The following is a 23,813-nucleotide window of genomic DNA, read 5'->3' on the forward strand; positions in this document are numbered from 1 at the left end:
GTTCAATCTCCATCGGCCGCCGAAAATCCGGTATCGACGCCGAGTTCCGGCCCGACATCCTCGGCGAATTGCTGTTGCAGGTAGAGGATCCTGGTTTGCAGAGCCTCAACACGCGCCCGCTGCAGGGGATCAGCGACGGCCTGATCGAGCGGCGCTCCGATCACGTCGATGCGCGCGCGGGTGTCGTCGATGGCGCCATCGACCCAAGATTTGCTCGGGCTGAAGAGGTTGTTGCCGAACCCGTCTCGCAGCAACAACTGGATGCCCGCAAGCTGCGCGTCGATGATCTGAAGGCTCAGGCCGGAGCGCCAGGCCTCGGCACGGCGCGGCATGGGTTTGTCATACGTATTGAGCGGGCGGCCGAGCCGTGTATCGGCGATCCGGGTCAACTCGAAATCAATCGCGGTATAGAGCAGCTTGGTAAACTCGGCATCGGTCGCGAAAAAGGGGTTCTCCGGCCCCGCCGAGCGGGCCAGATCGGCAAATCCGTATTCGGCGAACCAACCGTCATAAAGCGCAATCGCGGTGTACTCGATATTGGCCGAGATGCCGACAATCGCCGGGCAGGCCGCCATCTCGGTGAAAACCAGCCGTTCGATGGCCGGCAAGCCCTGCACCGCCGCCGACTGGGCCGCGATGGTCTCGGGCATGGACAGGCTGTCCTCCGGGTGCGCCAGTAGCGATTTCAGCCCGCGCCCGACGAAGTCCTTCTTGTCGGGCCAGAAAGCGACGGTCAGAACAGCAGCATTCTGCTCGACGGGTCCGAACTGGTAGGCATCCAGCGGCGCCCAGGCCAGCCATGTCGCGCGAAAGGCCTCCTCGTAGGAGGCGTCGTCCTTTTCCCCGGCGCAGTGCGCCTGGGACGCCTCCGACAATTGCCCCGCAGCGGTGCGGAACGCGCCGAACTGGGCCTCCAGCACCTGCAAGGAGTCCTCTCGCAACGCTGCATGATCGGTCTCGGCGGCGTGGATCGGCGGTGCCCATAGGCAAATGGCGACAATCGCCGCGGTGATCGGTTTGAACATCCTAAAGGGACTCCAGAAAGGAAATAAGCGCATCTCGCTCGGAATTGGTCATCGTGCGAAAGGCTTCTCGCGCAGCTTCCGCCTCGCCGCCATGCCACAGGATCGCTTCGCTCAACGAGCGCGCCCGGCCATCGTGAAGGAAATAGCTGTGGCCTGAGACAGCTTCGGTCAGCCCGATCCCCCAGAGTGGCGGCGTGCGCCATTCGCGCCCGGTCGCCTCCCATTCAGGGCGATTGTCGGCCAGCCCCGCGCCCATGTCATGCAGCAACAGGTCGGTATAGGGCCAGATCAGCTGGAAGCTCCGCTCCGTTTGGTCGGAGAGCCGGTGCGTGACGTGTTTGGGGCTATGGCAAGCCGCACAGCGGGCCTCGTGGAACAGCCTTTTCCCCTGCAGAACCCATGGCGCGTCCACCTGCCTTCGGGCGGGCACGGCGAGGTTTCGGGTGTAAAAGGTCACGAGGTCGAGACCGATAGCGGGGATCTCCAACGCTTCGTCATTGCCGGTGGAACCGTGCGGGGCCGTGCGGCAATGCTCCTGAGCCGGCGTACAATCGCCCCAGTGGTATGGGTGAAGCGGCGTCGAGATACCGATATCATGCGCGAAGGCGTCCGAGCCCTGCTGCGCAAGCGTAGGTTGCCCAGCTTTCCAGCCGAACCGCCCGAGCATCCATTGGCGATATTCCAGCGACCAGACCCGGTTCGGACGGCCCGAGATCCCATCGCCATCGCGGTCTTCGGGATCGGCATGGGCAAGGATGTCGGCCTCCGGTATCGCTTCGAGCAGCCCCAGCCCGATCATGGGCGGCGCCACGCGGGGGCTGATCTGCACGTCCGGGTGAAGCGGGCCGTATCCCATTTGGTGGATGGAATAGCCGGGCTTGCGGAGAGTCTCGACGCTGCCATCGGCATAGGCAACCGGAAACTCCGTGTACTCGACACGCGCACGCCCCTCCGCAGGAAAACCCGCAACGGATTTGTCCTGCAGTTGCAGCCCGTAGCGCGGCTCGGGCGCGTTGGGCCGGTACTCCAGAATGTCGGCGGTCAGGTCCGATGCCTCCCGCGGGACGGACAGGCGCAACACCATCGAAACGCCGAAATCGTCGGGACTGTCCGGCGGGTGGCCCCGGCCATCCTGCAAATGGCAGGACTTGCAGCCGCGACCGTTATAGAGCGGCCCCAAGCCGTCGCTGGCGGTGGTCGCGGAGGGAGAGGCGACCCAGAGCTTTTCGAAAAAGCCGTTGCCAAGACGGAAATCCATCTCGCGCGCTTTGTCCATATTGGCCGAAGGCAGGGAAAAGGGTGTTGCCGTGCGGGTGTCAAAGTGGGTCGCTGCCCCGGCGGAGCGGTTTTCGAACTGCTCGGCACGGTCGAAAGCCTCCACGGGGGCCAGCACATGCCGAACGCGTTCCGCCTCCGCCAGCGTAGGAGGAACCACCTTCAGATGCGGCTCCCCCCACCCGTCGGCGGGGGCGATCCGGGGCGCAATCAGGCCGGTCGCGACGGCCAGCGCCGCGACGGCGTGGTGCATCTTACTCGGCCTCGTCCATTGTCGAGGCGTTCAGCTGGGCGTAGCGCTCCGCGCCGATCCGCTTGTGCAGATCCAGCTGCGTTTCGAGGAAGTCGATATGGCCTTCCTCATCGCCGAGCAGCTTCTGGAACAACTCCATCGAGATGTAGTCGCCCGCTTTCTGGCAATACTCGCGGGCCTCCTTGTAGAGCGCGTGGGCCTCATGCTCGGCGGCGAGATCGGCTTCCAGCGTTTCCTTCGGAGTCTCGCCGATGCGCAGTGAGTCCAGCTTCTGGAGATTCGGATGGCCTTCGAGCATAAGGATCCGGCCGATCAGCTCGTCGGCATGGTTCATCTCCTCGATGCTTTCCTCGCGGCTCTTGGCCGCCATTTTGCCAAGGCCCCAGTCTTCCTGCAGCTTGAAATGCAGCCAGTATTGGCTGATTGCCGTGAGCTCGCTGCGCAGCGCCCGGTTGAGATACTCGATAACCTTTTTGTCGCCCTTCATATCAGGCTTCCTTTCGTGCTGGACTTCGCAGGTTGCGAAGTGTGGCAGGTATTTCCAAGTTGCCATTGGACCGCATGGTAGACAAGAAAACTGGCATGCATCCGCCACAATCCGCCGATTTTCCAAGGGCATGGTAGATCTTGCCGGGTGTGATGATCGCGGCCGGATCCGAGGCGCGCATCCAGTCGATGGCGGCATGGATGTCGCGGTCCGAGATGTTCTGGCAGTGGCAAACGATCATGGGCTGTTCCCGGCGATGGGAGCAGCTCGGAAGCTGCCCCCTTTGGTGAGGTTTACTGGAAGACGGCGTTGGGATCGTCGAGGCTGTTGGAGCCTTCGACCGCGATGGCCTCAAGGCCGACCGCCGCCACGGCGCGCTCGATATTGCGGGTCTGGGCGACCAGCGCGTCGATGGCTGCCTGCACGATGGCGTTCCCCTCCTCATTGCCCGCGCCGATAAGTTGGTCATAGGCGGTGCCTGCCTCGGCCTGCGCGACGATGGCGCCGAGCTTGCCCATGGTATCCTCGAGGTCGGATTTCAGTGCATCGGCCAGCGCCTTGTCCGTGGTGGCAACGACGTCATAGAGCGACGGACCTTCGACCTTGGAGCCGTCAATCCGCTCATAGGTACCGAGATAGACGTTCTGAATGCCCTTTCCGTCAAAGTAGTGGGAGGCGTGGGTATTGTCCGAGAAACAGTCATGCTCCTCCTCCGGATCATGCAGCAGCAGGCCCAACTTCATCCGCTCGCCCGCCTGCTCGCCATATGAGAGCGAGCCCATGCCGGTGAAGGCCATGATCAACCCTTGCGTGTCGTCGGCGGTCACATCCGTGCGTCCCTGCCCGCCTTCCGTCCAGAGCGCAACGGCGTCTTCGAGGTCCGCGATCAGCAGATCGGCGGCGGCCAGCAGGTATTCAGCGCGGCGATCGCAATTGCCGCCCGTGCAGTTCGCGGTATCGAAATCGCTCACCGGGCGAGCGCCCGCGCCGGGACCGGTGCCATTCAGATCCTGCCCCCAGAGCAGGAATTCGATGGCGTGGTAGCCGGTGGTCACATTGGCCTCGATCCCGTCGATCTCGTGCATTTCCTGCAGAAGCTCGGGGGTGATCGTGCTGGCATCCAACGTGGTGCCGGACACTTCCAGCATCGGGTTGGCAATGAGATTGGCGCCAGAGAAGGGGTTTTCGTCGTTCAGACCGGAATCCCCCGCGACATAGTCGATCAAGCCCTCGTCCAGCGGCCAGGCGTTGACCTTGCCCTCCCAGTCATCGACGACCGGGTTGCCGAAGCGGAAGGCCTCCGTCTGTTGATACGGCACGCGGGCGGCGCGCCATGCAGCCCTCGCGGCCGCGAGGTTGGCATCGGTCGGCTCCGCGACGAGCGTTTCCAGCGCGACCTTCAGCACCTTGGCGGTCTCAAGGCTATCCTCATAGCCGGCCAGCGCAATGTCGGCATAGTTGGCAAGAACCTCGGCAGGGGCGGCGGCCTGGGCCGCGAAAGCAGCGCCGGAGAGAAGCGCCGCAAGGGCGGTAGTTCGGAGAATCATGTCTGTCCCTGTTCGTGTTTTCCGAGCGTTGAATATATCAGACTAATTCACTCGGAAACCATTTTTGACTTTTTTTGTCGGCTTTTGACCTCGCGCAATTCCAATGCCCGGAAAATGCCCCTTAAAGGAGGCAAGAACGGGACAACGAGAAACAGCACAGCGGACATTCAAGATGCGTGAAAACCGATCCGCCCGATCGACGAAAGCCGGCCGCACAGCGCGCGTGGCACTTCTGGCCACACTTTGTGGGGCCAGCATTTCCGCCGCCGATGAGGCTTACCCGACACAAGCGGCGTTGGGCGAAGCGCTCTTCTTCGACACCGAGCTGTCGCGCAACCGCAGCCAGGCCTGCGCCAGCTGCCACGACCCTTCAGCGGGGTTTGTCGATCACCGTGGCGAAGGCCCCGCACGCGCTGTGTCCCTTGGGGATGACGGCGTTTCCCTGGGAGACCGTAACGCCCCCAGCGCGGGCTATGCGATGTTCTCTCCCGAGTTCCATTTCGACGAGAAGGCCGGGCGCTGGAAGGGCGGGCAATTCCACGATGGCCGCGCGATGGACCTTGCCGAACAGGCCGGCGGCCCGCCGCTCAACCCGATCGAGATGGGAATACCGGACAAGGCGAGCGTGGTGGACCGCCTGCAGGAAAACACCGACTACGTCGCGTCGATGCGGGCCCTGTTCGGTCTGGCGATCTTCGAAAATCCCGACGCGGCCTATGGCGCTATGACCCAGAGCATCGCCGCCTTCGAGCAGACGGAGAGCTTTGCCCCGTTCGATTCCAAGTATGATCGGTTCCTTCGCGGCGAGGCGACGCTCACCGACGTGGAAGAGCTGGGCCGGGTGCTGTTCTTCTCCCAGCAGTTCACCAATTGCGCCATGTGTCACCAACTCGCCCGCAGCGCCATCGACCCACGGGAGACCTTCTCCAACTACGAGTTCCACAATATCGGCGTGCCCGAGAACAGCGTCCTGCGGGAAATCAACGGTGTGGATGCGGAATACGTCGATACCGGGCTATTGCAGAACCCGGCCATCGACGACCCGCAGCAGGCAGGCAAGTTCAAGGTGCCGACCCTACGCAACGTGGCTGTAACCGGCCCCTACATGCACAACGGCGTCTTCGAAGACCTGCGGACCGTTGTGCTGTTCTACGACAAGTACAATTCCCGCTCCGGGGCGCGCCAGATCAACCCGGAAACCGGTCAGCCCTGGCGCGCGCCGGAAGTCGACGGGACGCTCTCGCTGAACGAGCTGGAGCACGGCCCCGCGCTGGACGACCAGCGGACCGACGCCATCGTCGCATTCCTGCGCACCCTCACGGATGCGCGCTACGAACACCTTCTTGAGCCGGAATGAGCCGGGAGCGCGCGGCGCGGCACATCCCGCCGCGCGCTGCCTCTGCTACTGCTGTTTTTGCTGGCGTTCTGCCTCCGTCCGCACCGCCTGGATTTCTCGCATCCGCTCGGGCCAGGTCGACTTGATATAGGCGATGATGTCCCAGATCTCCTGATCCGACAGGCTGTCGCCAAACCCCGGCATGCCACTTTGGAACTCCAGCCCCTGCCGCGCCAGCGTCGCCTTGCCCCCGAGCCGGGTGTAGTTGAAGAGCAGCATGTCGCCGTGGTGCCAAGTATGCCCGGTCTCGTCATGGGGCGGTGCGGGCAGCAGGCCGTCTTCGCCCGGAGAGCGCCAGTCCTCCGTCTGGCCTTCGAGATCGGCACCGTGGCAGGCGGCACAGTTCTCCTGGTAGAGCGCCCCACCGGCCTCGATATCGACCTTCTCCGGCTGGCCGAAGGACTCCGCCTTTGCTCCCCAAAGGATCCATGCCGCAGCGCCGGCCACCACGGCACCGGCAAGCACGGCCACCGCTCTCATGCCAGCACCTTGATCCGGGTCATCATGCCCGAGGCTGCATGGGTGAGCATGTGGCAATGGAACACCCAGTCGCCGGGATTATGGGCCACGAAGGCGATCTCTCGGCGCTCGTCTGCGAACATGAGCAGCGTGTCCCGCATCGGGCCAAGACCGCCGCCGGGTAGCACCTCCCGGAAGTGGTGCCCGTGCAGGTGCATGGCATGGGGAAACATCGTGTCGTTGCGCATCGCCACCCGCACCGTCTGGCCACGTTCGGCCACGAAAAGCGGCACCTCCGGCATGTCAACCATCCCGTTCATCGCCCAGAATTTCATGCTCTGCGCGGCCTCGCGGAACCCGACCTCGCGCCCGTTCATCTGCGCCGAGGCGAAACCGCGCATCGCGCCGCCCTCCATGCGCAAGTCGCTGCGCAGGGCGTCTTCGAGCCCGGTCACGGCCATGTCCGGATTCGGCGGCAAGGGCATGGGCGTTGGACGGCGGGTTTCGGCAGCCCGACCTTTCACGTTGAACAACACGTGGCTGAACCCGTCTTCCCGCTCAAGGCGCACCAGATGCGCCTCGCCCCCCTCCTCCGCTGTCACATCGACGATGAGGTCAGCCCGTTGAGCCGGGGCCAACAGGAAAGTCTCGGTGATCGGCTGCGGCTGCTCGAGCGGCATACCGTCCAGCGCCACCACCCAACCTTCCAGCCCCTCAAGCTGCAACTCGAAGATCCGCGCATTGGCCGTGTTGATCAGGCGCAGGCGCAAGCGTTCGTTCTGCCTGACGTCGAGCGTCTTGTTGAAGATGCCATTCGTCACCGTGATATTGCCGACGCGGCCACCATGGCTGAAATCATGCATGTTGGCGAAACCGGCGATCTGCCCGGTCTCGGGATCGAGGCGGAAATCGTCGAGCACGAGAACCTCGTCCCGGTCGACGTCCGGCGCCTCCGCCTCCTCGACGATGAGCGCCCCCTGCAAGCCACGCGCAACCTGTTCATAGGACTGGTTATGCGAGTGGTACCAGTAGGTGCCCGCATCGGGCAGCGCGAAGTCATAGAGAAACGTGCCACCTGGCGGGACCGCTTCCTGTGTCACGCCCGGCACGCCGTCCATCGCATTGTCGATGCGGATGCCATGCCAATGCAGCGAGGTCGGCTCGGACAGCGAATTGACCAGCCGGCGGCGGAGTCGTTCGCCCTGCCGCGCCCGGATCTCCGTGCCAGGCACGGTTCCGCCATAGCTCCAGATCTCGGTCTGTGGGTAGCCTTCGGGCGCGATCTGGACCTTCGCAAGCGCGGCTTCCAAAGTCTCGTGCGTCGTGGACGCAAACGCCCGGCCGGGCATGAACGGCGCGGCGGCGAGCGCACCGGCGCCAGCGAGCAGGGATCTGCGTGTTATCATCGCTTGTCCGCCCCTTGTTCGTTTGCTCCACCTGTCGTCAGCGTTGGAACCCGGTTCCGCAGAATACGGCAATACGTTGAGCCGATCTGAAACTTATTCATTCGAGTAGACCTCAATTCCGCCCGGTCCGTAGGAATAGACCTTGAGCGTGCCGTATTTCTCGCGCGCCATGCCGGGGGAGTTCTCGGGCATGCCGGGAAGGACGATCCCGGTCACCGAAGGCCTCTGGTCCAGAAGGCGGGCGATGATTTCCTCGGGAACATGGCCATGCACCTGGTAGCCGCCGACCTCGGCATGGTGGCAGGACAGGCCCTCCTCGGGCACACCGGCGGCCATTGCTCGTTCGGCGACGTCGGTGTCATCCACGATCTTCACGTCATAGCCACGGTCCGCCATGTGATCTGCCCACAGCTCGCAGCAGCCGCAGCTGGGGTCGCGATAGACGGTGACCGTTTCGGCCGCCATGGCCGGTGTGGCAATCAGCATGAGGGCGGCCAACATACGTTTCTTCATGATATTTTCCCTTTGAAACATCGCGGCGAACATGCCGGGAAAGCCGGGATCGCGCGATGTCCATTCATTTCCGTTGATTTGGGATCGACGCCATCGGGGCCGTCAAAGCCCCTGCTCGATCCTGTCATCCGCGCCGGTTCCGGGCGCGGGTCATTCCATCAGGAAATGGCGCGGGGCGGCGTTCGCGCGGGCGGGTCGTCGCGATTGCGGAATCTCGGCGCAAGATCGGAAAACTCACCGGAAGCGGCCGCGTTTGGGCCGGTCCAGCCGACCGGCAAGGCCACCATTTCCGCCATGCCGCAAGCGCCGTCACAATCGGACTGCCCATCCATCCCGTCGTCATCGCAGCCGACACAGGGGGCGTGGTTCATTTCCGCATTCTGGCTGACTGCCATATCCATGGACAGGTCCATCATACCGGCAGACGCGGATTGGGTCACCAGCCCGAGGAAAAAGGCGGCGATCAGGCAGGCGCTGAATATGCGAGCCACACGCGTCATGGGAGCGAGTATGCTCACAGACAGGACAAATGTCGACATCTCCGGCATCACAACCACGGCAGTCGGCAAGCGGCAGAACCTGCGCTCTTGCGGGTATTGCCGCCGCCGAAGCACGAGAACCGTCAAAAACTAATCACCCGCTAAGGAGAACTTCACATGATCGCGGCAGCTTCCTGTTTCGACCCCGATGCGCTTGCCGTAGAATTTGTCAAAATGGCACAACCGTGCCGCGTGATTACGGAGGAAGTCTCATGCGCCTTGGGCTTGGAAGCTACGCGTATCGCTGGAACATCGGTATCAAGGACCAGGTGCCCGAGACGCCGATGACACCATTTGACGTATTGGAAGCGGCCGAGGCGTTGGGGCTCGACCTCATCCAGTATGCCGACAACATGCCGCTCGAGAACCTTTCGCCCGAGGAACTGGCGCGTCTGGCCGCGCTGGCCAAGGAGAAGGGGATCACGCTGGAGGTTGGCACCCAGTGCTTCAACGCCAAGCAGGTCGCCGAGTATATCGAGATCTGCAAGGTGATCTCGTCCAAGATCCTGCGCGTGGCGCTCGATGCCGAGGATGCGAAACAGCCCGTGGCCGCACTGGCCGACCAGCTACGCCCGCTGGTCGAAGATGCGAAGGCCGCAGGTGTCCGCATCGCCATCGAGAACCACTTCAACTACCCCTCCCCGCTGATGGTGCAACTGCTTGATGCGGTGGACAGCGACGCCCTTGGTGTCTGCCTCGACGTGGCAAACTCGATCTGCGCCAAGGAATGGCCCGAAGAGACCATCACCATGCTCGCGCCCTACACGATCAACCTGCACCTGAAGGATTACGTGATCGAGCCCGACCCCTATGGCGTTGGCTTCCGTATCCGTGGCGTGCCGCTGGGCGAAGGCCGCGCGGATATCCCGTGGATCCTCGACCAGCTCGCCCATTGCGACAAGGATATGAGCGTGATCGTCGAGCACTGGCTGCCGCTGGGCACCTCGCTGGAAGACGCGATGGCGCAGGAGCAGCCCTGGCTGGAACGCACCGTCGCCGCAGGCCGCAAGTTCGTCGAAGGGCGTTGACGCCCCGCATCTGCCCGGTCAAGGCACTTCGCTTGAATCCTTCGCGCCCCGCCTGAAAACGGGGCGCGATACTTTTCCGCAGCCGTGTCAGCTCGCCGTCATCGTCAAGTGCGAGGATGCGACCGCCAGCTTGGAGACGGTGAGCGGGCCGCCGGAGCGCAGCTCCTCGATCAGCTTGTCCGCCCGATGCGTCAGATGGCTGTTCTGCTCTATCCACTTTGCGATGCTGTCCTCTCCGGGTTCCGCATCGGCAATAGCCAGCGCAGCGGCAGCGATATTCGTCTGGTGAACGCGCATATCCGCCATCAGCCGAGCCACGGCCATGCGCTCCCAATGATCGGAAACTTCGACTTTCCGGGCAGAGGAGCGCAGCCAGTCCAGGCTGAACCGGGCCCCGGCCGCGAAATAGCTCGCCGCAACATCGCGCACGTCGCGGCCCTGGCTGCCCGCCACGTCGAAGATGTCGATTGCCCCGCCGAGCAGCTCCGACAACGCCACGCGCTTGGCCAGATGCTCCGGCGCGCCCTGTTCGATCAGCTCGGTCGTCCGCGACGCGAGCCGGTCGCGCGAGAAGGCGCTGACCGCCGTCTCGGCAATGGAGGCGATCTCGGCGATTCCGGGACGGTAGCGTTCGATCGCCTCTCCGATGGCCTGGCAATTGTCCTTCAGAAGCCGTTGGCTCTGTGCCGCGAGCATCTCTGACAGCGCCCGGTGGATCTCGATCTGCACAGAGGCCGCGATCTTGTTGTCGAGCGCGTTCACTTCCGCGGCGACATCGGAAAGGCCGAACACCTCGCGGGTAATGATGAACGCCTTGACGACCTCGCCAATCGAGACACCGGCATCCTCGCTCAGGCGGGAAGGCATGGTCGGACCGCCCTCGTTCACCAACATATTCGCCACGACCGTTGCGATGATCTCCCGGCGCAGCCTGTGCTCGCGCAGGGCATCACCGTATTTTTTCCGTAGCGGTGTCGGCATGTAGTCGATCAGGAAGCGCTCCATGTAGGGGTCGTCGAGCACCTCCGACTGCACCAGATCGGAGAAGATATCGATCTTGGCATAGGCCACCAACACCGAGATTTCCGGACGGGTCAGGCCAAGCCCGGCCATGCGCCGCTCGGCCAGTTCCTCCTCGCTGGGCAGGTACTCCACATTGCGGTCGAGCTTGCCCTGCGCTTCCAGCGACTGGATGAACCGCTCATGTTCGTCGAGCAACGATGGTGCGGCTGCTTCGTCCAGCGAGATTGCCAGCGTCTGGTGGTAATTGGTCTTCAGAACCAGCTCGCCCACCTCGTCGGTCATGCTGGCCAGAAGCTTGTTGCGCTGCTTCTCGGTCATGTCGCCGGCATCGACGACGGCGCCGAGGGCGACCTTGATATTGACCTCGTGGTCGGAGCAATCGACGCCGGCCGAATTGTCGACGGCATCGTTGTTGAGCTTCACGCCGGCCTTGGCAAGCTGGACGCGGCCGGGCTGGCTCACCCCCAGATTGGCGCCTTCACCGATCACGCGGGCCTTCACCTCCTTCGCGTTGACGCGCACGTTGTCGTTGGCCCGGTCGCCGGTATCGGCGTGGGTCTCCGCATCGCTCTTGATGTAGGTGCCGATACCGCCGAACCACAGCAGGTCCGTCGGTGCCTTGAGAAGCGCCTTGATCAGCTCGAAGGGCGTCACCCGGGCGGCGGTCAAACCGGTAAGGGCCTTGATCTCGGGCGTGATCGCGATGGATTTCGCGCTGCGCGAGAACACCCCGCCGCCTTTCGAGATCAGCTTGGTTTCATAGGATTTCCAGCTCGACCGAGGAAGATCGAACAGCCGCTTGCGCTCGGCGAAGCTGGCCGTCGGGTCCGGGTCGGGATCGATGAAGATGTCCCGGTGATCGAAAGCCGCCACCAGCCGGATCTGGTCCGACAGCAGCATCCCGTTGCCGAAAACGTCGCCCGACATGTCGCCGCAGCCGATCACGGTGAAGGGCTGGGTCTGGGTGTCGTGGCCAAGCTCTCGGAAATGCCGTTTGACGGCTTCCCAGGCGCCCTTCGCCGTGATCCCCATGCCCTTGTGGTCATAGCCGTTCGAGCCGCCGGAGGCGAAAGCATCGCCGAGCCAGAAGCCGTATTCGGTCGCCAGCGCATTGGCGTAATCGGAGAAGGTCGCGGTGCCCTTGTCGGCGGCTACCACGAGATAGGGATCGTCCGGGTCGTGCCGGATCACGCCTTGGGGCGGGACCACATCCGCGCCGACGATATTGTCGGTCAGATCCAGCAAACCGGACAGGAAGATCCGGTAACAGCGGACCGCCTCGGCCACGACCTCGTCGCGGGTGCCGTCGATGGGCAGGGTCTTGGGCAGGAAACCACCCTTGGAGCCCACGGGTACGATCACCGCGTTCTTGACCTGCTGCGCCTTCACGAGCCCGAGCACCTCGGTGCGGTAATCCTCCTTGCGGTCGGACCAGCGCAGCCCGCCACGGGCCACCGGGCCGAAGCGCAGATGCACCCCCTCGACCAGGGTCGAGTAGACGAAGATCTCGCGCCAGGGACGCGGCAGGGGCAGGTCTTCCAGCTTCGAACAGTCGAACTTGAACGACATGTAGGGCTTGATCTGCCCCTCCGCGTCGCGCTGAAAATAGTTGGTGCGCAGCGTCGCCTGGATGGCGTTGCAGAAGCGGCGCAGGATGCGGTCGAAATCGAGGCTGGCCACCTCCTCCAGCGCGGCTTCGATCGCGGCCACGATTTTCTCGGCCCCCGCCAGACGCTTGTCGCTGTCGCTAAAGGCGACCGGATCGAAGAGCGCATAGAACAGATCGACGAGCTTGCAGGCGATATGCGGGTTCTCGATCAGCGCATCCTGCATGTAGGGCATGGAATACGGGATCCGCGCCTGTCGCAGATAGCCGCTATAGGCCCGCAGAAGCGCCGTCTCGCGCACGGTCAGCCCGGCCACCAGAACCAGCCTGTTCAGCGGATCGTCATCCGCCTTGCCCGCCCAGAGGGTGGCGAATGCCTCATCGAGCTTGGAGCGCAGTTCCGACAGGTCGACCTCGCCGCCAGTGGCCGACTGCATGTGGAAATCGTGGATCCAGATCACGTCATTGCCGCGCTCGACCCAGAACGGGTGCTCCTCCTGAATACGGAAACCCATATTCTCAAGGATGGGAAGGCAATCGGAGAGCGGCACCGAGCGGCCCAGCCGGTAGAGCTTGAAACGCGCCTTGCTCTCCGGGTCTTCCAGACGGCGGTAGAATTTCAGCTCCAGCCCACTGTCACCATTCAGGCTTTCCATCTTCTCGATATCGGAGATCGCGGTGACCGCGCTGAACTCGTCGCGGTAGGAAGCGCCGAAGCCGGCGCCATAGAGCGCGTGCAGCCGGTTGCCTTCGGACTCCCCCTTGCGTTCGATCAGGGCGTCACGCAGGTGGTCGCTCCAGTCGCGCACGGCGTCGAGGATGCGGGTCTCGATGGTGGCAACGTCGTATCTGGACGCCACCGTCCCCTCCAGCGCGATCACGTAATGCACGCGCGCCAGAACCTCGTCCCCGAAGGACGGGGTCCAGGTCGCGACCCGCCCGTCGAATTCCTCGGCCAGGATGTCCCCGACCCTCTGCCGCAACTCCGTGTTGTAGCGCTCGCGCGGAACGAAAACGAGGCAGGACACGAAGCGCCCGAACCGGTCCGGCCGGACGAACAGCCGCGTGCGCGGCCGGATCGCCAGGTGCAGAACGCCCATGGCATTCTCGAAAAGCTGGGTATCGGAACTCTGGAACAGCTCATCGCGCGGATAGGTGCCCAGAACATGCGCCAGGGCCTTCGCGTCATGACTGTCAGGGGCAAAGCCCGAGCGCTCGACAAGGCGATCCACCTTGTGGCGCAGGAGCGGGATCGATTTCGGGCTTCGGTTATAGGCGGCGGCCGTGAAGTGGCCGACAAACAGATGCACCCCGGTCACCACGCCCTTGCGGTCGATTTGCTTGACCCCGATCAGATCGAAATGGGTCGAGCGGTGCACGGTGGACCGCCGGTTGGCCTTGATGATCATCAAGGGCGAAACGTCGGTGATGAAGGCATCCATCTCCGGCGACCAGTCAGCGAAATTCCCGTGCAGGTCCCGCAGGACCGTGAACTTGGGATCCCGCATCAGGCCCAGCGCGGTGCCCTTGACCTGCTGCAGGGAGGGCTTGTCAGCCGCATTTTCGTATTCGCGATAGCCAAGGAAGGTAAAATGGTTCTGGGCCAGCCATTCGAGGAATTCGACAACATCCTCGGTGACGCTTTTTTCCCCATCGGTCGGCGCCTTCTTCAGGCTTTCGGTCACATCGACCAGGCGGTTCAGGATCGGCTTCCAGTCTTCGACCGAAACCCGAACATCGGCCAGGATCTGGCGGATCTCGGCCTCGTAGCGGTCGAGCATCTCCTCGTCGCCAATCTGGTCGATCTGTACCTGGATCAGGGATTCCCGTTTCCCGCCTTCGCAACCGGGGGAGAGAACTTCCATCCGCTCGCCCGCCGCATTGCGCCGGACGGTCATCAGCGGATGGATCAGCGAATGGATCGTGAGGCCCTGGACCGTGAGATAGGACGTCAGGGAATCGACAATGAACGGCATGTCGTCATTGACGATTTCCAGAACGGAATGGGAGCATTCCCAGCCATGTTCGGACATGCGCGGGTTGTACAGCCGCACCCGGACCTTGCCGGCCTCGCGCCGGGCCGCGAATTTCCATAGCGCCAGCGCCGAGCCGTATATCTCGAAAGAGTCCCGCCCTCTCAGATCCTCCGGCGATGACCGGGAAAGCAGCAGGTCGATTGCTTCGAGAAAACTCTCCCGATCAGCCCCGTCAAGGCGCTCTGCAGCGATCTCGCGGACCTCCTGAAGCTTGTCGCTGAACATTTCCTCATCGGTCATTGTCATCTCATCCTCCCGGGAAACTGCCCCCGCCGTCCTCCCCATATGGGCAGATGCCGATCCATGACCGGCGTCCACTCACTGGCGGGTAATCCGAACGATGCGCGGTAGATGCCTGAACATCAAGTTTCATTCGGTGCTTAGCCGAAGATGCGCCGTGTCGTATTGTTGCAGGCTCCAGAATGAGGCCCGACTGCGGGCGCGCAGGTCGCCCGGTTCCCAGGCTGCATCCTCCAACCGGTTCGTCTGCCGGATCATCGCGAAACAGCTCTTCCGCTTTGTCGGCATGTTTCTTGCGACGATTGCCGCGATTTTAATCATCGTCCCGGTGTTGTCGCCGATGGCCGCTCAGATGGGAGGCGGCCCGATCCATTTCTCCTTGTTGGGGATCGCCAACTGCGCCATCGGTACGGTGAATCCCCTATGGCGTCCCGCTCTTCGGCGCCTCCACCGTCGCCAACCGCTCCGTCCTGAAGGTTTCGCGCCTTATCGGCCTGTCGCGGCTTTTCGGGCGCATCGACTGAAACTCAAGAGGCAATTCCCATGTCCAAGCTCAAAGTCACCATCTCCGGAATCGAATTCGACGCGAAATTCGAAGAGGCCGCCGCGCCAAAAACCGTCGCCGCCTTCCGCGCGCAGCTTCCCTACAAGAGCCAGGTCGTGCATGTCCGTTGGAGCGGCGAAGGCGTCTGGATCCCGCTCGGCGAGACCGATTTCGGTGTCGAGTACGAAAACCACACCAGCTTTCCGGCCCCGGGCCAGTTCGTCCTCTACCCGGGCGGCATCTCCGAGACCGAGATCCTGCTTGCCTATGGCGGGGTGCATTTCAAATCCAAGATGGGCCAGCTTGCCGGCAACCACTTCATCACTCTGACCTCCAATCTCGACAAACTCGCCGAAATCGGGCCCAGGGTGCTCTGGGAAGGCGCGCAGGAGATCCTCTTCGAGGAGGTCTGAGCAGCCGGGAACACTTGGCGCGGCATCGTGAAGCCCTTGGCGATCATTGTGTTCATGGGGGCCTGCGAATAGGTCTCGGCCCAGAAGCGGGAGGCACTCACGTGACAATGACAACGCAACAGGCCTTTGCCTCCTACGAGGCCGCCCGCGCGCGTATGCCGGGTCCGGTGCGCGGCGGGAGCCCGCGCCATGCCGAAACGCTGGCCGACATCGCCGACGCGTTCGACGTGTTCCTGCTGGATGCCTTCGGCGTTCTGAACATCGGCAACGCCGCCATTCCCGGAACGCCCGACCGCGTCGCGGACCTTCAGGCTGCGGGAAAGCGCGTCATGGTGGTCTCGAACGCCGGTGGTTTTCCGCACGAACTGCTGATGCAGAAATACGCCCGGCTCGGCTATGTCTTCGCCCCTGAAGACGTGGTCACCAGCCGCAAGGCGCTGCTGGGCGCCGTCCGATCCGAAACGCCCCGTCGCTGGGGCGTGATGGCGACCGAAGCTCTGGGCCGGGCCGACCTGGAAGAGATCGACCTGATCTTCCTCGCCGAAGACCCCGCGCCCTATGCCGAAGTCGAGGCATTCCTGCTGATTGGCGCCGGCGCATGGACCGAGGCCCGCCATGCCCTGCTGGAGGCCGCCCTGCGGGCCAATCCGCGTGAGGTCTGGGTCGGAAACCCGGATATTGTTGCCCCCGGCGACAGCGGCTTCTCGTTCGAACCGGGATATTTCGCCCATCGGCTGGCCGACAGAACGGGCATCTCGCCACGTTTCTTCGGCAAGCCGTTCTCCAATATTTACGAGCTGGCCTTCGCCCGGCTTGGCGGCGAGTATCCGCGCGACAGGATCCTCATGGTCGGGGACAGCCTCCACACCGACATCCTCGGCGCACAGACCGCAGGGATCGCCTCGGCGCTTGTAGCCGAATACGGTTTCTTTGCGGGAACCGATCCGCGCCCCGCAATGGAGACGGCCGGGATTGCCCCGGATTACGTGATCCGGCGGCCCTGAAGGCGGGCCAGCCTTGGGAAAGCGGATAGATTGTCGTGACTACGCGGAATCAAGCGTTGTCCGCGTGATTGCCATCCGCCAGGCCGACCGGGCCCTTTCCCGGTCTGTCGCCGAAATGGTCGGTGCGATCTCGCGTCCATGCTCCTCCAGCGCGCTCAGCGTCTCCAGATCCGGCCAGAGGCCGATGGCCAGTCCCGCCAGATAGGCGGCGCCCTGGGCGGAAGCCTCGGTGCTCTCGCCCACGATCACCGGGTGGTCGATGAAATCGGCGACCATCCCCATCAGGAACGGGTTTCGGCTCGGGCCACCGTCGACAAAAAGCCGGGCAATGCCCTGGCCCGAATTCTGCGTGACGATCTCGAACACGTCGGCGACCTGCAAGGCGATGCTCTCGGCCGCGGCGCGGGCAAGATGCGCCTTGCCGGCGTTGAAGGAAAGCCCGCAGATCAACCCGCGCGCGTTGGCGTTCCAGTGCGGCGATCCCAGGCCCACATGCGCCGGCACCAGGGTGACGCCCAGCGTGCTGTCCACCGTCTGGGCGAGTTCGAGCAGGGCGGTAACATCTTTCTGCGCAAGCAGTTCCGCCGTCCAGGGCAGGATCGAGGCGCTAACCAGGATGTTGCCTTCAAAGGCATAGGTCGGCCTGCCGTTGAGCGACCACGCGATGGTGGTGGTAAGCCCCGTCGGCGGCACGATGAATTCCGGCAGCGTCGTCATCACCGACGAGCCGGTGCCGAAGGTGACCTTGCCATCGCCAGGATGATAGGCGCCGTGGCCGAAAAGCGCCCCGTGCGAGTCGCCGATCGCCGAGGCGACGGGCACCCCGTCCGGCAGGCCGTCAACGCCCTCGGTCCGGGCGAAGACGTGGGAGGAATCGTGCACCTGCGGAAGGGCGGTCATGGGAACCTTGAAGAGCCTGCAGAGCGTCTCGTCCCATTGGCAATCTGCGATGTTGTAGAGCTGGGTCCGCGCGGCGTTGGAGGCGTCGCAGGCATGCACCTTGCCACCGGAAAGGTTCCAGATCAGCCAGGAATCGACCGTGCCGATGCAGATATCCCCGGCCGGCTTGCCTGCGCAGTGGGTCTCAAGCAGCCATCCGACCTTGGTAGCCGGGAATAACGGGTCGAGCGGCAGGCCGGTGCGGGCGATCACCTCATCCTCCTGTCCGGCGACTTTCAGGGCCTCGCAGGCAGCGGCGGTTCGGCGGCATTGCCAGGTGACCAGCGGCCCCAGCGGCGCGCCGGTCTGCCTGTCCCAGATCATGATCGACTCGCGCTGGTTGGAAATGCCGATGGCGACGATCTCCACTTCCGGCCCGTTGGACAGGCATTCCCCGATCGCGGCGACAGTGCTAGACCAGACCTGCCGCGCGTCCTGTTCCACCCAGCCGGATTGCGGGTGGCGTGTCTCTACCGGGCAGGAGCCGCGCGCGACGATCTCGCCGCTTTCCAGCACCAGGATTGCCTTGCTGTTCGTGGTGCCTTCGTCGATGGCCAGAACCGCTCGTTGCATCACGGCTTCCTCCCTTTCCTGCCCTGCGTTTACGATTTCCGCTTGATCAGGTCGCTTGCCGTCGTCGCGATACCATCGGGCGACATGCCGAACTCGTCGAGCAGGAAATTGGCCGAGCCCGTCGGAGGGAAGATGCCCGGCACGCCGAGGCGCTTCATCAGGACCGGGGCGTTTTCTGTCACGACCTCGGCCACCGCGCTGCCGAGCCCGCCAAAGATGGTGTGTTCCTCGCAGGTGACGATTGCGCCGGTCTCCTTCGCGGCCGCGATGATGGCCTCCTCGTCGATCGGGCGGACGCTGGCCATGTTGAGCACGCGCGTCTCGATGCCGCCGGCGGCAAGGATCTCGGCCGCTTTCATCGCGCGATGCGTCAGCGTGCCATTGGCGATGATCGTGACGTCGGAGCCGTCGCGCAGCAGGTTGGCCTTGCCGAGTTCGAACGTGTGCCCGTCCGGCAGAAGCTGCGGAACACCGACGCGACTGAGCCGCAGGAAGATCGGTCCCCTGAACTCGGCGGCAAAGGCCACAGCCGCCGCGGTTTCGACATTGTCGCAGGGAGCGACGACGGCGACGTTCGGGATCGCGCGGATCCAGGCGAAATCCTCCGTGGAATGGTGGGTCGGGCCGAGGTTTCCATAGGCCATGCCGGAGCTGATACCCACGAGCTTCACATTGGTATCGGAATAGGCGACGTCCGCCTTGATCTGTTCCAGCGACCGGCCCGTCAGGAAGCAGGCCGCGCCGCAGACGAACGGGATCTTGCCGCCATTGGCGAGGCCCGCGCCGACCCCGACGAGGGTCTGCTCGGCGATCCCGACATTGATCAGCCGATCCGGGAAGCGGTCGCGGAAGCCGGTCAGCTTCGAGGAGCCGACCGAGTCGTTACAGACGGCGACGATGTCGTTGTTCTCTGCCGCCATCGACTCGAGCGTTTCGGTGAAGGCGTCGCGGCAATCATGGAGCGTCTCTTTCGCGGTCGGGGCGTTCATTGTGCAGCCTCCTGAAGTTCGGCCATGGCCTGCTTGTATTGCTCGGCACTGGGCACCTTGTGGTGCCAGGCGACGTTGTCGGACATGAAGGAGATGCCGTGGCCCTTGTTGGTATGGGCGACGATGCAACCCGGTTTTCCGGCCACCACCTTTTCGGGCGAGAGCGCGGCGACGATCTCGTCCATGTTGTGCCCGTCGATCTCCTGCACGGCCCAGCCGAAGGCTTCGAGCTTCGGTGCGAAGGGCGCGAGGTTATTGGTTTCGGCCAGCCGCGCGCCCTGCTGGAGCCGGTTGTGGTCGATGATCAAGGTCAGGTTGTCGAGCTTGTAATGGGCGGCGGAGGCAATGGCCTCCCAGTTGCTGCCTTCCTGCATTTCGCCGTCGCCGGTGACGACGAAGCTATGCCACGGGGCCCCGTCGAGCTTGGCCGAGAGCGCCATGCCGACCGCCACTGGCAACCCGTGCCCGAGCGGGCCGGTATTGGTCTCCACGCCCGGAACCTTGGTGCGGTTCGGGTGACCGTTCAGGCGCGAATGCGGCTGCAGGAAGGTCTCGATCTCCTCCTTGGGAATGAACCCCTTCTCCGCCAACGTCACGTAGAGCGCGCAGGCGGTGTGCCCCTTGCTGAGCACGAACCGGTCGCGCTGCGGATCCAGCGGATTGGCCGGATCGACCCGCAGGACGTGGAAGTAAAGCGCGGTGAGAATGTCGATCACCGACATCTCTCCGCCGATATGGCCGGCGCCCGCCTCGAAGACGGCCCTCAGGTCGCGTTGGCGGATCTTGTTGGCCATTCTTCGAAGATCCTGGGTATTCATTTCGGTCTCCATGGTATTGGACCTCCTCCATTCGGGCGGCTTTGCTCGCCGGCTCGCCCGTGATCGAGGACAGTTATTGTACGTCTTGCCGCGCGGGGCCGATCAGCGGGCCGGCCAGGTGAGTGTTGGAACCGCGGGCGCGTCATGGTTGTAGAGCGGCCAGCGCATGTAGCGGGTGACTGCCTCGGCAACGATCTCGGCGTGATGGCCGCGGACCATGGCGACATGGTGCTCGAAACCGTTCTGCGTCACGAAACCCATCAATTCGCGCAGCCGGTTCACCTGCGTCACCGCGATACCGCCATCCATCGGGAAGGGGTCGGCGGTGAACTCGCCCTGGCCGGTATAAGCCTTGAGCGTGCCGGCGCGATCGTCGCTCGACACCCGGAAGAAGGTCATCGGCCCGGGCTGGACCTTGCCCTTCACCGCACCGAAACATTTCGACCGCCCGATCGTCTCGCCGAGCACGTCGAGCTCGCCCACCTCCGGCGTCGCGCCGATGAACTGCTTGGGATAGTTGCCGCAATGGGTGCAGACGCATTTGTCCACTTCGTCGGCATAGTTGTTGTTCCAGTCGAGGATCGCGGAAGGCGTGCCGGCAGACAGCGTCAGCGCGTACATCGAGATCGCGCCCATCACGTCGACCTCGCAGGCCGAGGGCATCAATTCCTCGCCCATCATCGACATGGTTAGGCAGGTGGCGCAGCCGAAATTGTCCTGAAGCGAACGCCAGCACTGGATGGCGGAGGCATCGCATTCATTCTCGGCGATCCAGCGGTTGACCGCGAGGGACCACTTGGCCTGCTTGGCGATCTGGACCTCGGTGATGTGGCCGGGAATGGTGCCATAGGCCTTGATCGCGGCGAGCTTGGCGGTGAGGTCCGCGTCGTCATCCGCGATGGCGGCGGCCGCGGCGATCATCTCGGAGAGATCGACCGTGACCACGGTCAGGCCGCTATCCTGCAGCAGCTTTTCAGAGAAACGCATGGTCTGGAACGGACCGGTCCGCGCGCCGATTGCGCCGATGCGGGCGTTCTTCAGACCGCGAACGGTGCGGCAGACGCGGGCAAACCGATCCAGGTCGGCGCCGAATTCTTCGCTGGAGACATCGCAGGTATGGGAGGTCGTCTCGGTAAAGGGCACGCCGTACTGGTAGAAGTTGTTGGCAACCGAGAGCTTGCCGCAGAAGGCGTCGCGGCGGGAATGCACGTCGACCTTGTCGATTTCGTCATTGCTCGCCTGCAGCAGGATCGGCACGTCGAGCCTGGCGCGGTTGACAAGTTCGGACACCGCGATCTCATCGCCGAAATTCGGCAGGCAGATGACAAGCCCGTCGATCTCCCCGCGCTTGCCGGCGAAATGCGCGGCATAAAGCTTCGCGTCCTCGACCGACTGCACCGCGCCGTTGACCGTCGCCTCGAAGGGCAGGATCTCCGCGCCGACACCGAGCCGCTCCAGATGCGCCAGAACCTCGTCGCGGGCCGCCTTGCAGGGCGCACCATTGAAGAAGGCCCGGCTGCCGATCACGACCCCGAGGGTCACCTTGCGCGTCGCGTTGTTCGTCATTCTGCTTGCTCCTCCGGCTCGCGATTCCCCGCAGCCTAACCTTTTTTGCTTGAATGCGGGTGGGGCTGTGGATTCTTTTGATTTTTTTCGTATACTATCGTTTTGTGAGCTTTGCAAATGGAATGACAAGCGACAACGCGCGAATCAATCTCGAATCAGCCAATTCAAGTTCCTTACGCGCCAAGATGGGTACAGGCCACTGTATCGGCGAATACGCTACCTATCTCGCACCAAGAAGGCATCGACAGACGAAACACGCAGCTCTCCCCTTGTTATTCAACAGCTTTCGAACTTGCGCTGGTCTTCTTTCGATATCTCGCATGTCTTACCAGAATGCTCTTAAAACGAAATTATTTGACATAAGTCGAAAAAAATACTCTGGTAACGGCGGAGGAGCCACCCCATTCCCGGGGGACGGCTGTTCATATGGAGGAACTCATGAATATTCACCGCAGACTTCTTGTATCCGCGCTGGCCCTCGGTATCGCCGGCGCGCTGCCGAGCTTCGCCGCCGCAGAAGGCCTCATCGCCATCATCACGCCGAGCCACGACAACCCGTTCTTCAAGGCCGAAGCCATCGGCGCCGAGGCGAAAGCCAAGGAGCTGGGTTACGACACCGTCGTGATGGTGCATGACGACGATGCCAACAAGCAGTCCGAGCTGTTCGACAGCGCCATCGCCAGCGGCGCGAAGGCGATCATCCTCGACAATGCCGGCGCGGACGCCACCGTCTCTGCCGTACAGCGCGCCAAGGACGCCGGCATCCCCTCCTTCCTGATCGACCGCGAAATCACCGCCTCCGGTGTCGCCGTCAGCCAGATCGTGTCGAACAACTACCAGGGCGCACAGGTCGGCGCCGAGGAGTTCGTGACCCTGATGGGCGAAGAGGGCAAGTATGCCGAGCTTCTGGGCCGCGAATCCGACACCAATGCCGGCATCCGTTCCTCCGGCTATCATGACGTAATCGACCAGTATCCGGACATGGAAATGGTCGCCCAGCAATCGGCCAACTGGTCCCAGACCGAGGCCTACACGGTCATGGAAACGATGCTGCAGGCCAACCCCGACATCAAGGGCGTGATCTCGGGCAACGACACCATGGCGATGGGCGCCTGGGCGGCGCTGAAGGCCGCCGGCCGTGAAGACGTCATCGTCGTCGGCTTTGACGGCTCCAACGATGTGCGCGACTCGATCCTCGAGGGTGGCATCAAGGCGACCGTCCTGCAGCCCGCCTACCGTCAGGCCCAGCTCGCCGTCGAGCAAGCCGACATGTATATCAAGACCGGCTCGACCGGTGCTGAAGAGAAGCAGCTGATGGACTGCGTGCTGATCAACGGCGACAACGCCTCCAATCTCGAAACCTTCGCCCTGGCGAACTGATATCCAGACGACACCCCGGCGCGCTCTCCCGAACGCGCCGGGCCCTTTTCGCGGCGCTGCCCGCTGGCCGTGCCGCCCCACTCGAACAACGCAAAGGTTCGACATGACCCGGACCCTGATGACGGCAACCTGCCTGCTGGCGCTCCTGCCCATGGTCTCTGGCTGCAAGATCGTGAAAAATCCCGACCCGAACGACGCGGAACACGCCGCTGCACAGATGACCGACGAGGAGAGGATGGCTGCGCTCGTGGCAGAGGTCTACGAGCCCAAGCTCCTGCCCTACATGGACGAGAAGGCGCAGGAGATCGGTGCCGTGCTCCCCGCCATCGCGAGCGACCTGAACGCGGCGGGCGAAAGCCTCGGCATCCCGAAGGCGAGCGAGGGCAGCCCGTGGAACTTCGTCGCCAAGGGCGAAGGGGTGGTCATTGCCTCCAACCGCGAGTCCCGCGCCGCGAAGCTGGAAGTCGACGTGAACGGCGACAACGAGGCGGATCTCTCGATCCAGCTCGGCCCAGTGATCAAGGGCACCGCGCTGCGTGACGCCACGAGTTTCTTCGTCTTCACAGATTTCCGCGACCAGATCGAGTTCGCCAAGCTCGCTCGCGCGCTGAACGACCAAGCCGGCGCGGCAATCGAGATTCCCGAAGGCGACCTCGTGGGCCAGACGGTCAGCTTCACCGGCGCCTTCAGCCTACCCAGGCAGAGCGATGCGATCCTGCTTGTGCCGGTTCATCTCGCCGTGGGGGGCTGAGCG

Annotated in this window: 20 protein-coding genes and 1 pseudogene; 7 read left to right on the forward strand and 14 right to left on the reverse strand. The window is 63.5% G+C overall.

Annotation, left to right across the window (positions count from 1 at the left end):
* Nucleotides 1-2: 2 nt before the first annotated feature.
* From AX756_RS00195 to AX756_RS00215, 5 genes are read right to left on the reverse strand one after another with little or no spacing between them, the layout of a single operon-like run.
* Nucleotides 3-1,025: an imelysin family protein gene (locus AX756_RS00195; RefSeq protein ID WP_068307235.1), complete on the reverse strand. Its 1,023-nt coding sequence runs from the start codon at nucleotides 1,023-1,025 to the stop codon at nucleotides 3-5.
* A 1-nt stretch (nucleotide 1,026) separates the two neighbouring features.
* The gene (locus AX756_RS00200) at nucleotides 1,027-2,553 is read right to left on the reverse strand and encodes a di-heme oxidoreductase family protein (protein ID WP_068307240.1); all 1,527 of its coding nucleotides are present in this window, start codon (nucleotides 2,551-2,553) and stop codon (nucleotides 1,027-1,029) included.
* A 1-nt stretch (nucleotide 2,554) separates the two neighbouring features.
* Complete coding sequence (gene bfr, locus AX756_RS00205) at nucleotides 2,555-3,040, reverse strand: bacterioferritin (RefSeq protein ID WP_068307242.1); 486 nt, start codon at nucleotides 3,038-3,040, stop codon at nucleotides 2,555-2,557.
* A 1-nt stretch (nucleotide 3,041) separates the two neighbouring features.
* Entirely contained in the window at nucleotides 3,042-3,281 is a 240-nt protein-coding gene (locus tag AX756_RS00210; protein ID WP_068307244.1) for a (2Fe-2S)-binding protein, read from the reverse strand.
* 52 nt (nucleotides 3,282-3,333) lie between these two features.
* Nucleotides 3,334-4,587, reverse strand: coding sequence for an imelysin family protein (locus AX756_RS00215; protein ID WP_068307247.1), 1,254 nt, complete (start codon nucleotides 4,585-4,587; stop codon nucleotides 3,334-3,336).
* Nucleotides 4,588-4,759: 172 nt separating this feature from the next.
* On the opposite strand from AX756_RS00215, the gene AX756_RS00220 reads away from it, so the two are divergent.
* Entirely contained in the window at nucleotides 4,760-5,944 is a 1,185-nt protein-coding gene (locus AX756_RS00220) for a cytochrome-c peroxidase (protein ID WP_082738848.1), read from the forward strand.
* 45 nt (nucleotides 5,945-5,989) lie between these two features.
* Here AX756_RS00220 and AX756_RS00225 read toward each other — a convergent pair whose 3' ends face one another.
* From AX756_RS00225 to AX756_RS00240, 4 genes are all read right to left on the reverse strand, one after another.
* A complete protein-coding gene (locus AX756_RS00225; RefSeq protein ID WP_068307250.1) occupies nucleotides 5,990-6,463 on the reverse strand; it encodes a c-type cytochrome in 474 nt (157 codons plus the stop codon).
* Nucleotides 6,460-7,848: a multicopper oxidase family protein gene (locus AX756_RS00230; RefSeq protein ID WP_068307252.1), complete on the reverse strand. Its 1,389-nt coding sequence runs from the start codon at nucleotides 7,846-7,848 to the stop codon at nucleotides 6,460-6,462. Before AX756_RS00230 ends, AX756_RS00225 begins: the two co-directional genes overlap by 4 nt.
* A 93-nt stretch (nucleotides 7,849-7,941) precedes the next feature.
* Nucleotides 7,942-8,361: a DUF411 domain-containing protein gene (locus AX756_RS00235; RefSeq protein WP_068308068.1), complete on the reverse strand. Its 420-nt coding sequence runs from the start codon at nucleotides 8,359-8,361 to the stop codon at nucleotides 7,942-7,944.
* A gap of 158 nt (nucleotides 8,362-8,519) precedes the next feature.
* A complete protein-coding gene (locus AX756_RS00240; protein ID WP_068307254.1) occupies nucleotides 8,520-8,861 on the reverse strand; it encodes a hypothetical protein in 342 nt (113 codons plus the stop codon).
* Between the two features lie 251 nt (nucleotides 8,862-9,112).
* Here AX756_RS00240 and AX756_RS00245 point away from each other — a divergent pair, with 251 nt between their 5' ends.
* Nucleotides 9,113-9,928: a sugar phosphate isomerase/epimerase family protein gene (locus AX756_RS00245; protein ID WP_068307256.1), complete on the forward strand. Its 816-nt coding sequence runs from the start codon at nucleotides 9,113-9,115 to the stop codon at nucleotides 9,926-9,928.
* An 87-nt stretch (nucleotides 9,929-10,015) separates the two neighbouring features.
* Here AX756_RS00245 and AX756_RS00250 read toward each other — a convergent pair whose 3' ends face one another.
* Entirely contained in the window at nucleotides 10,016-14,839 is a 4,824-nt protein-coding gene (locus tag AX756_RS00250) for an NAD-glutamate dehydrogenase (protein ID WP_068307258.1), read from the reverse strand.
* A gap of 280 nt (nucleotides 14,840-15,119) precedes the next feature.
* Here AX756_RS00250 and AX756_RS26310 point away from each other — a divergent pair.
* From AX756_RS26310 to AX756_RS00260, 3 genes and pseudogenes are all read left to right on the forward strand, one after another.
* Nucleotides 15,120-15,194 (forward strand): annotated as a pseudogene (locus tag AX756_RS26310) (hypothetical protein); the annotation flags it as partial.
* A 182-nt stretch (nucleotides 15,195-15,376) separates the two neighbouring features.
* Entirely contained in the window at nucleotides 15,377-15,790 is a 414-nt protein-coding gene (locus tag AX756_RS00255; protein WP_068307259.1) for a DUF3830 family protein, read from the forward strand.
* 107 nt (nucleotides 15,791-15,897) lie between these two features.
* On the forward strand, nucleotides 15,898-16,794 hold the full coding sequence (locus AX756_RS00260; RefSeq protein WP_068307261.1) for an HAD-IIA family hydrolase: 897 nt from the start codon (nucleotides 15,898-15,900) through the stop codon (nucleotides 16,792-16,794).
* Nucleotides 16,795-16,833: 39 nt separating this feature from the next.
* Here AX756_RS00260 and AX756_RS00265 read toward each other — a convergent pair whose 3' ends face one another.
* The 4 genes from AX756_RS00265 to AX756_RS00280 form a co-directional block, all read right to left on the reverse strand.
* Nucleotides 16,834-18,306 carry an FGGY family carbohydrate kinase gene (locus AX756_RS00265; RefSeq protein WP_068307263.1) on the reverse strand — a complete coding sequence of 491 codons (1,473 nt, stop codon included), beginning with the start codon at nucleotides 18,304-18,306 and terminating at the stop codon, nucleotides 16,834-16,836.
* A gap of 29 nt (nucleotides 18,307-18,335) precedes the next feature.
* Nucleotides 18,336-19,295 (reverse strand): transketolase family protein, encoded by a 960-nt coding sequence (locus tag AX756_RS00270; RefSeq protein WP_068307265.1) that lies wholly within the window; start codon nucleotides 19,293-19,295, stop codon nucleotides 18,336-18,338.
* Nucleotides 19,292-20,125: a transketolase gene (locus AX756_RS00275; RefSeq protein WP_331457752.1), complete on the reverse strand. Its 834-nt coding sequence runs from the start codon at nucleotides 20,123-20,125 to the stop codon at nucleotides 19,292-19,294. The genes AX756_RS00270 and AX756_RS00275 overlap by 4 nt, the downstream gene beginning before the upstream one ends.
* Before the next feature lie 90 nt (nucleotides 20,126-20,215).
* Nucleotides 20,216-21,679 carry an L-fucose/L-arabinose isomerase family protein gene (locus AX756_RS00280; RefSeq protein ID WP_068307267.1) on the reverse strand — a complete coding sequence of 488 codons (1,464 nt, stop codon included), beginning with the start codon at nucleotides 21,677-21,679 and terminating at the stop codon, nucleotides 20,216-20,218.
* Between the two features lie 438 nt (nucleotides 21,680-22,117).
* On the opposite strand from AX756_RS00280, the gene AX756_RS00285 reads away from it, so the two are divergent.
* Together AX756_RS00285 and AX756_RS00290 are read left to right on the forward strand one after the other, a co-directional pair.
* Nucleotides 22,118-23,059, forward strand: coding sequence for a D-ribose ABC transporter substrate-binding protein (locus AX756_RS00285; RefSeq protein WP_068308075.1), 942 nt, complete (start codon nucleotides 22,118-22,120; stop codon nucleotides 23,057-23,059).
* Nucleotides 23,060-23,162: 103 nt separating this feature from the next.
* Entirely contained in the window at nucleotides 23,163-23,810 is a 648-nt protein-coding gene (locus AX756_RS00290) for a DUF2291 family protein (RefSeq protein WP_156461345.1), read from the forward strand.
* Nucleotides 23,811-23,813: the final 3 nt, after the last annotated feature.

Source organism: Aliiruegeria sabulilitoris (assembly GCF_001558155.1).
GTDB classification, from domain to species: Bacteria; Pseudomonadota; Alphaproteobacteria; order Rhodobacterales; family Rhodobacteraceae; genus Tropicimonas; species Tropicimonas sabulilitoris.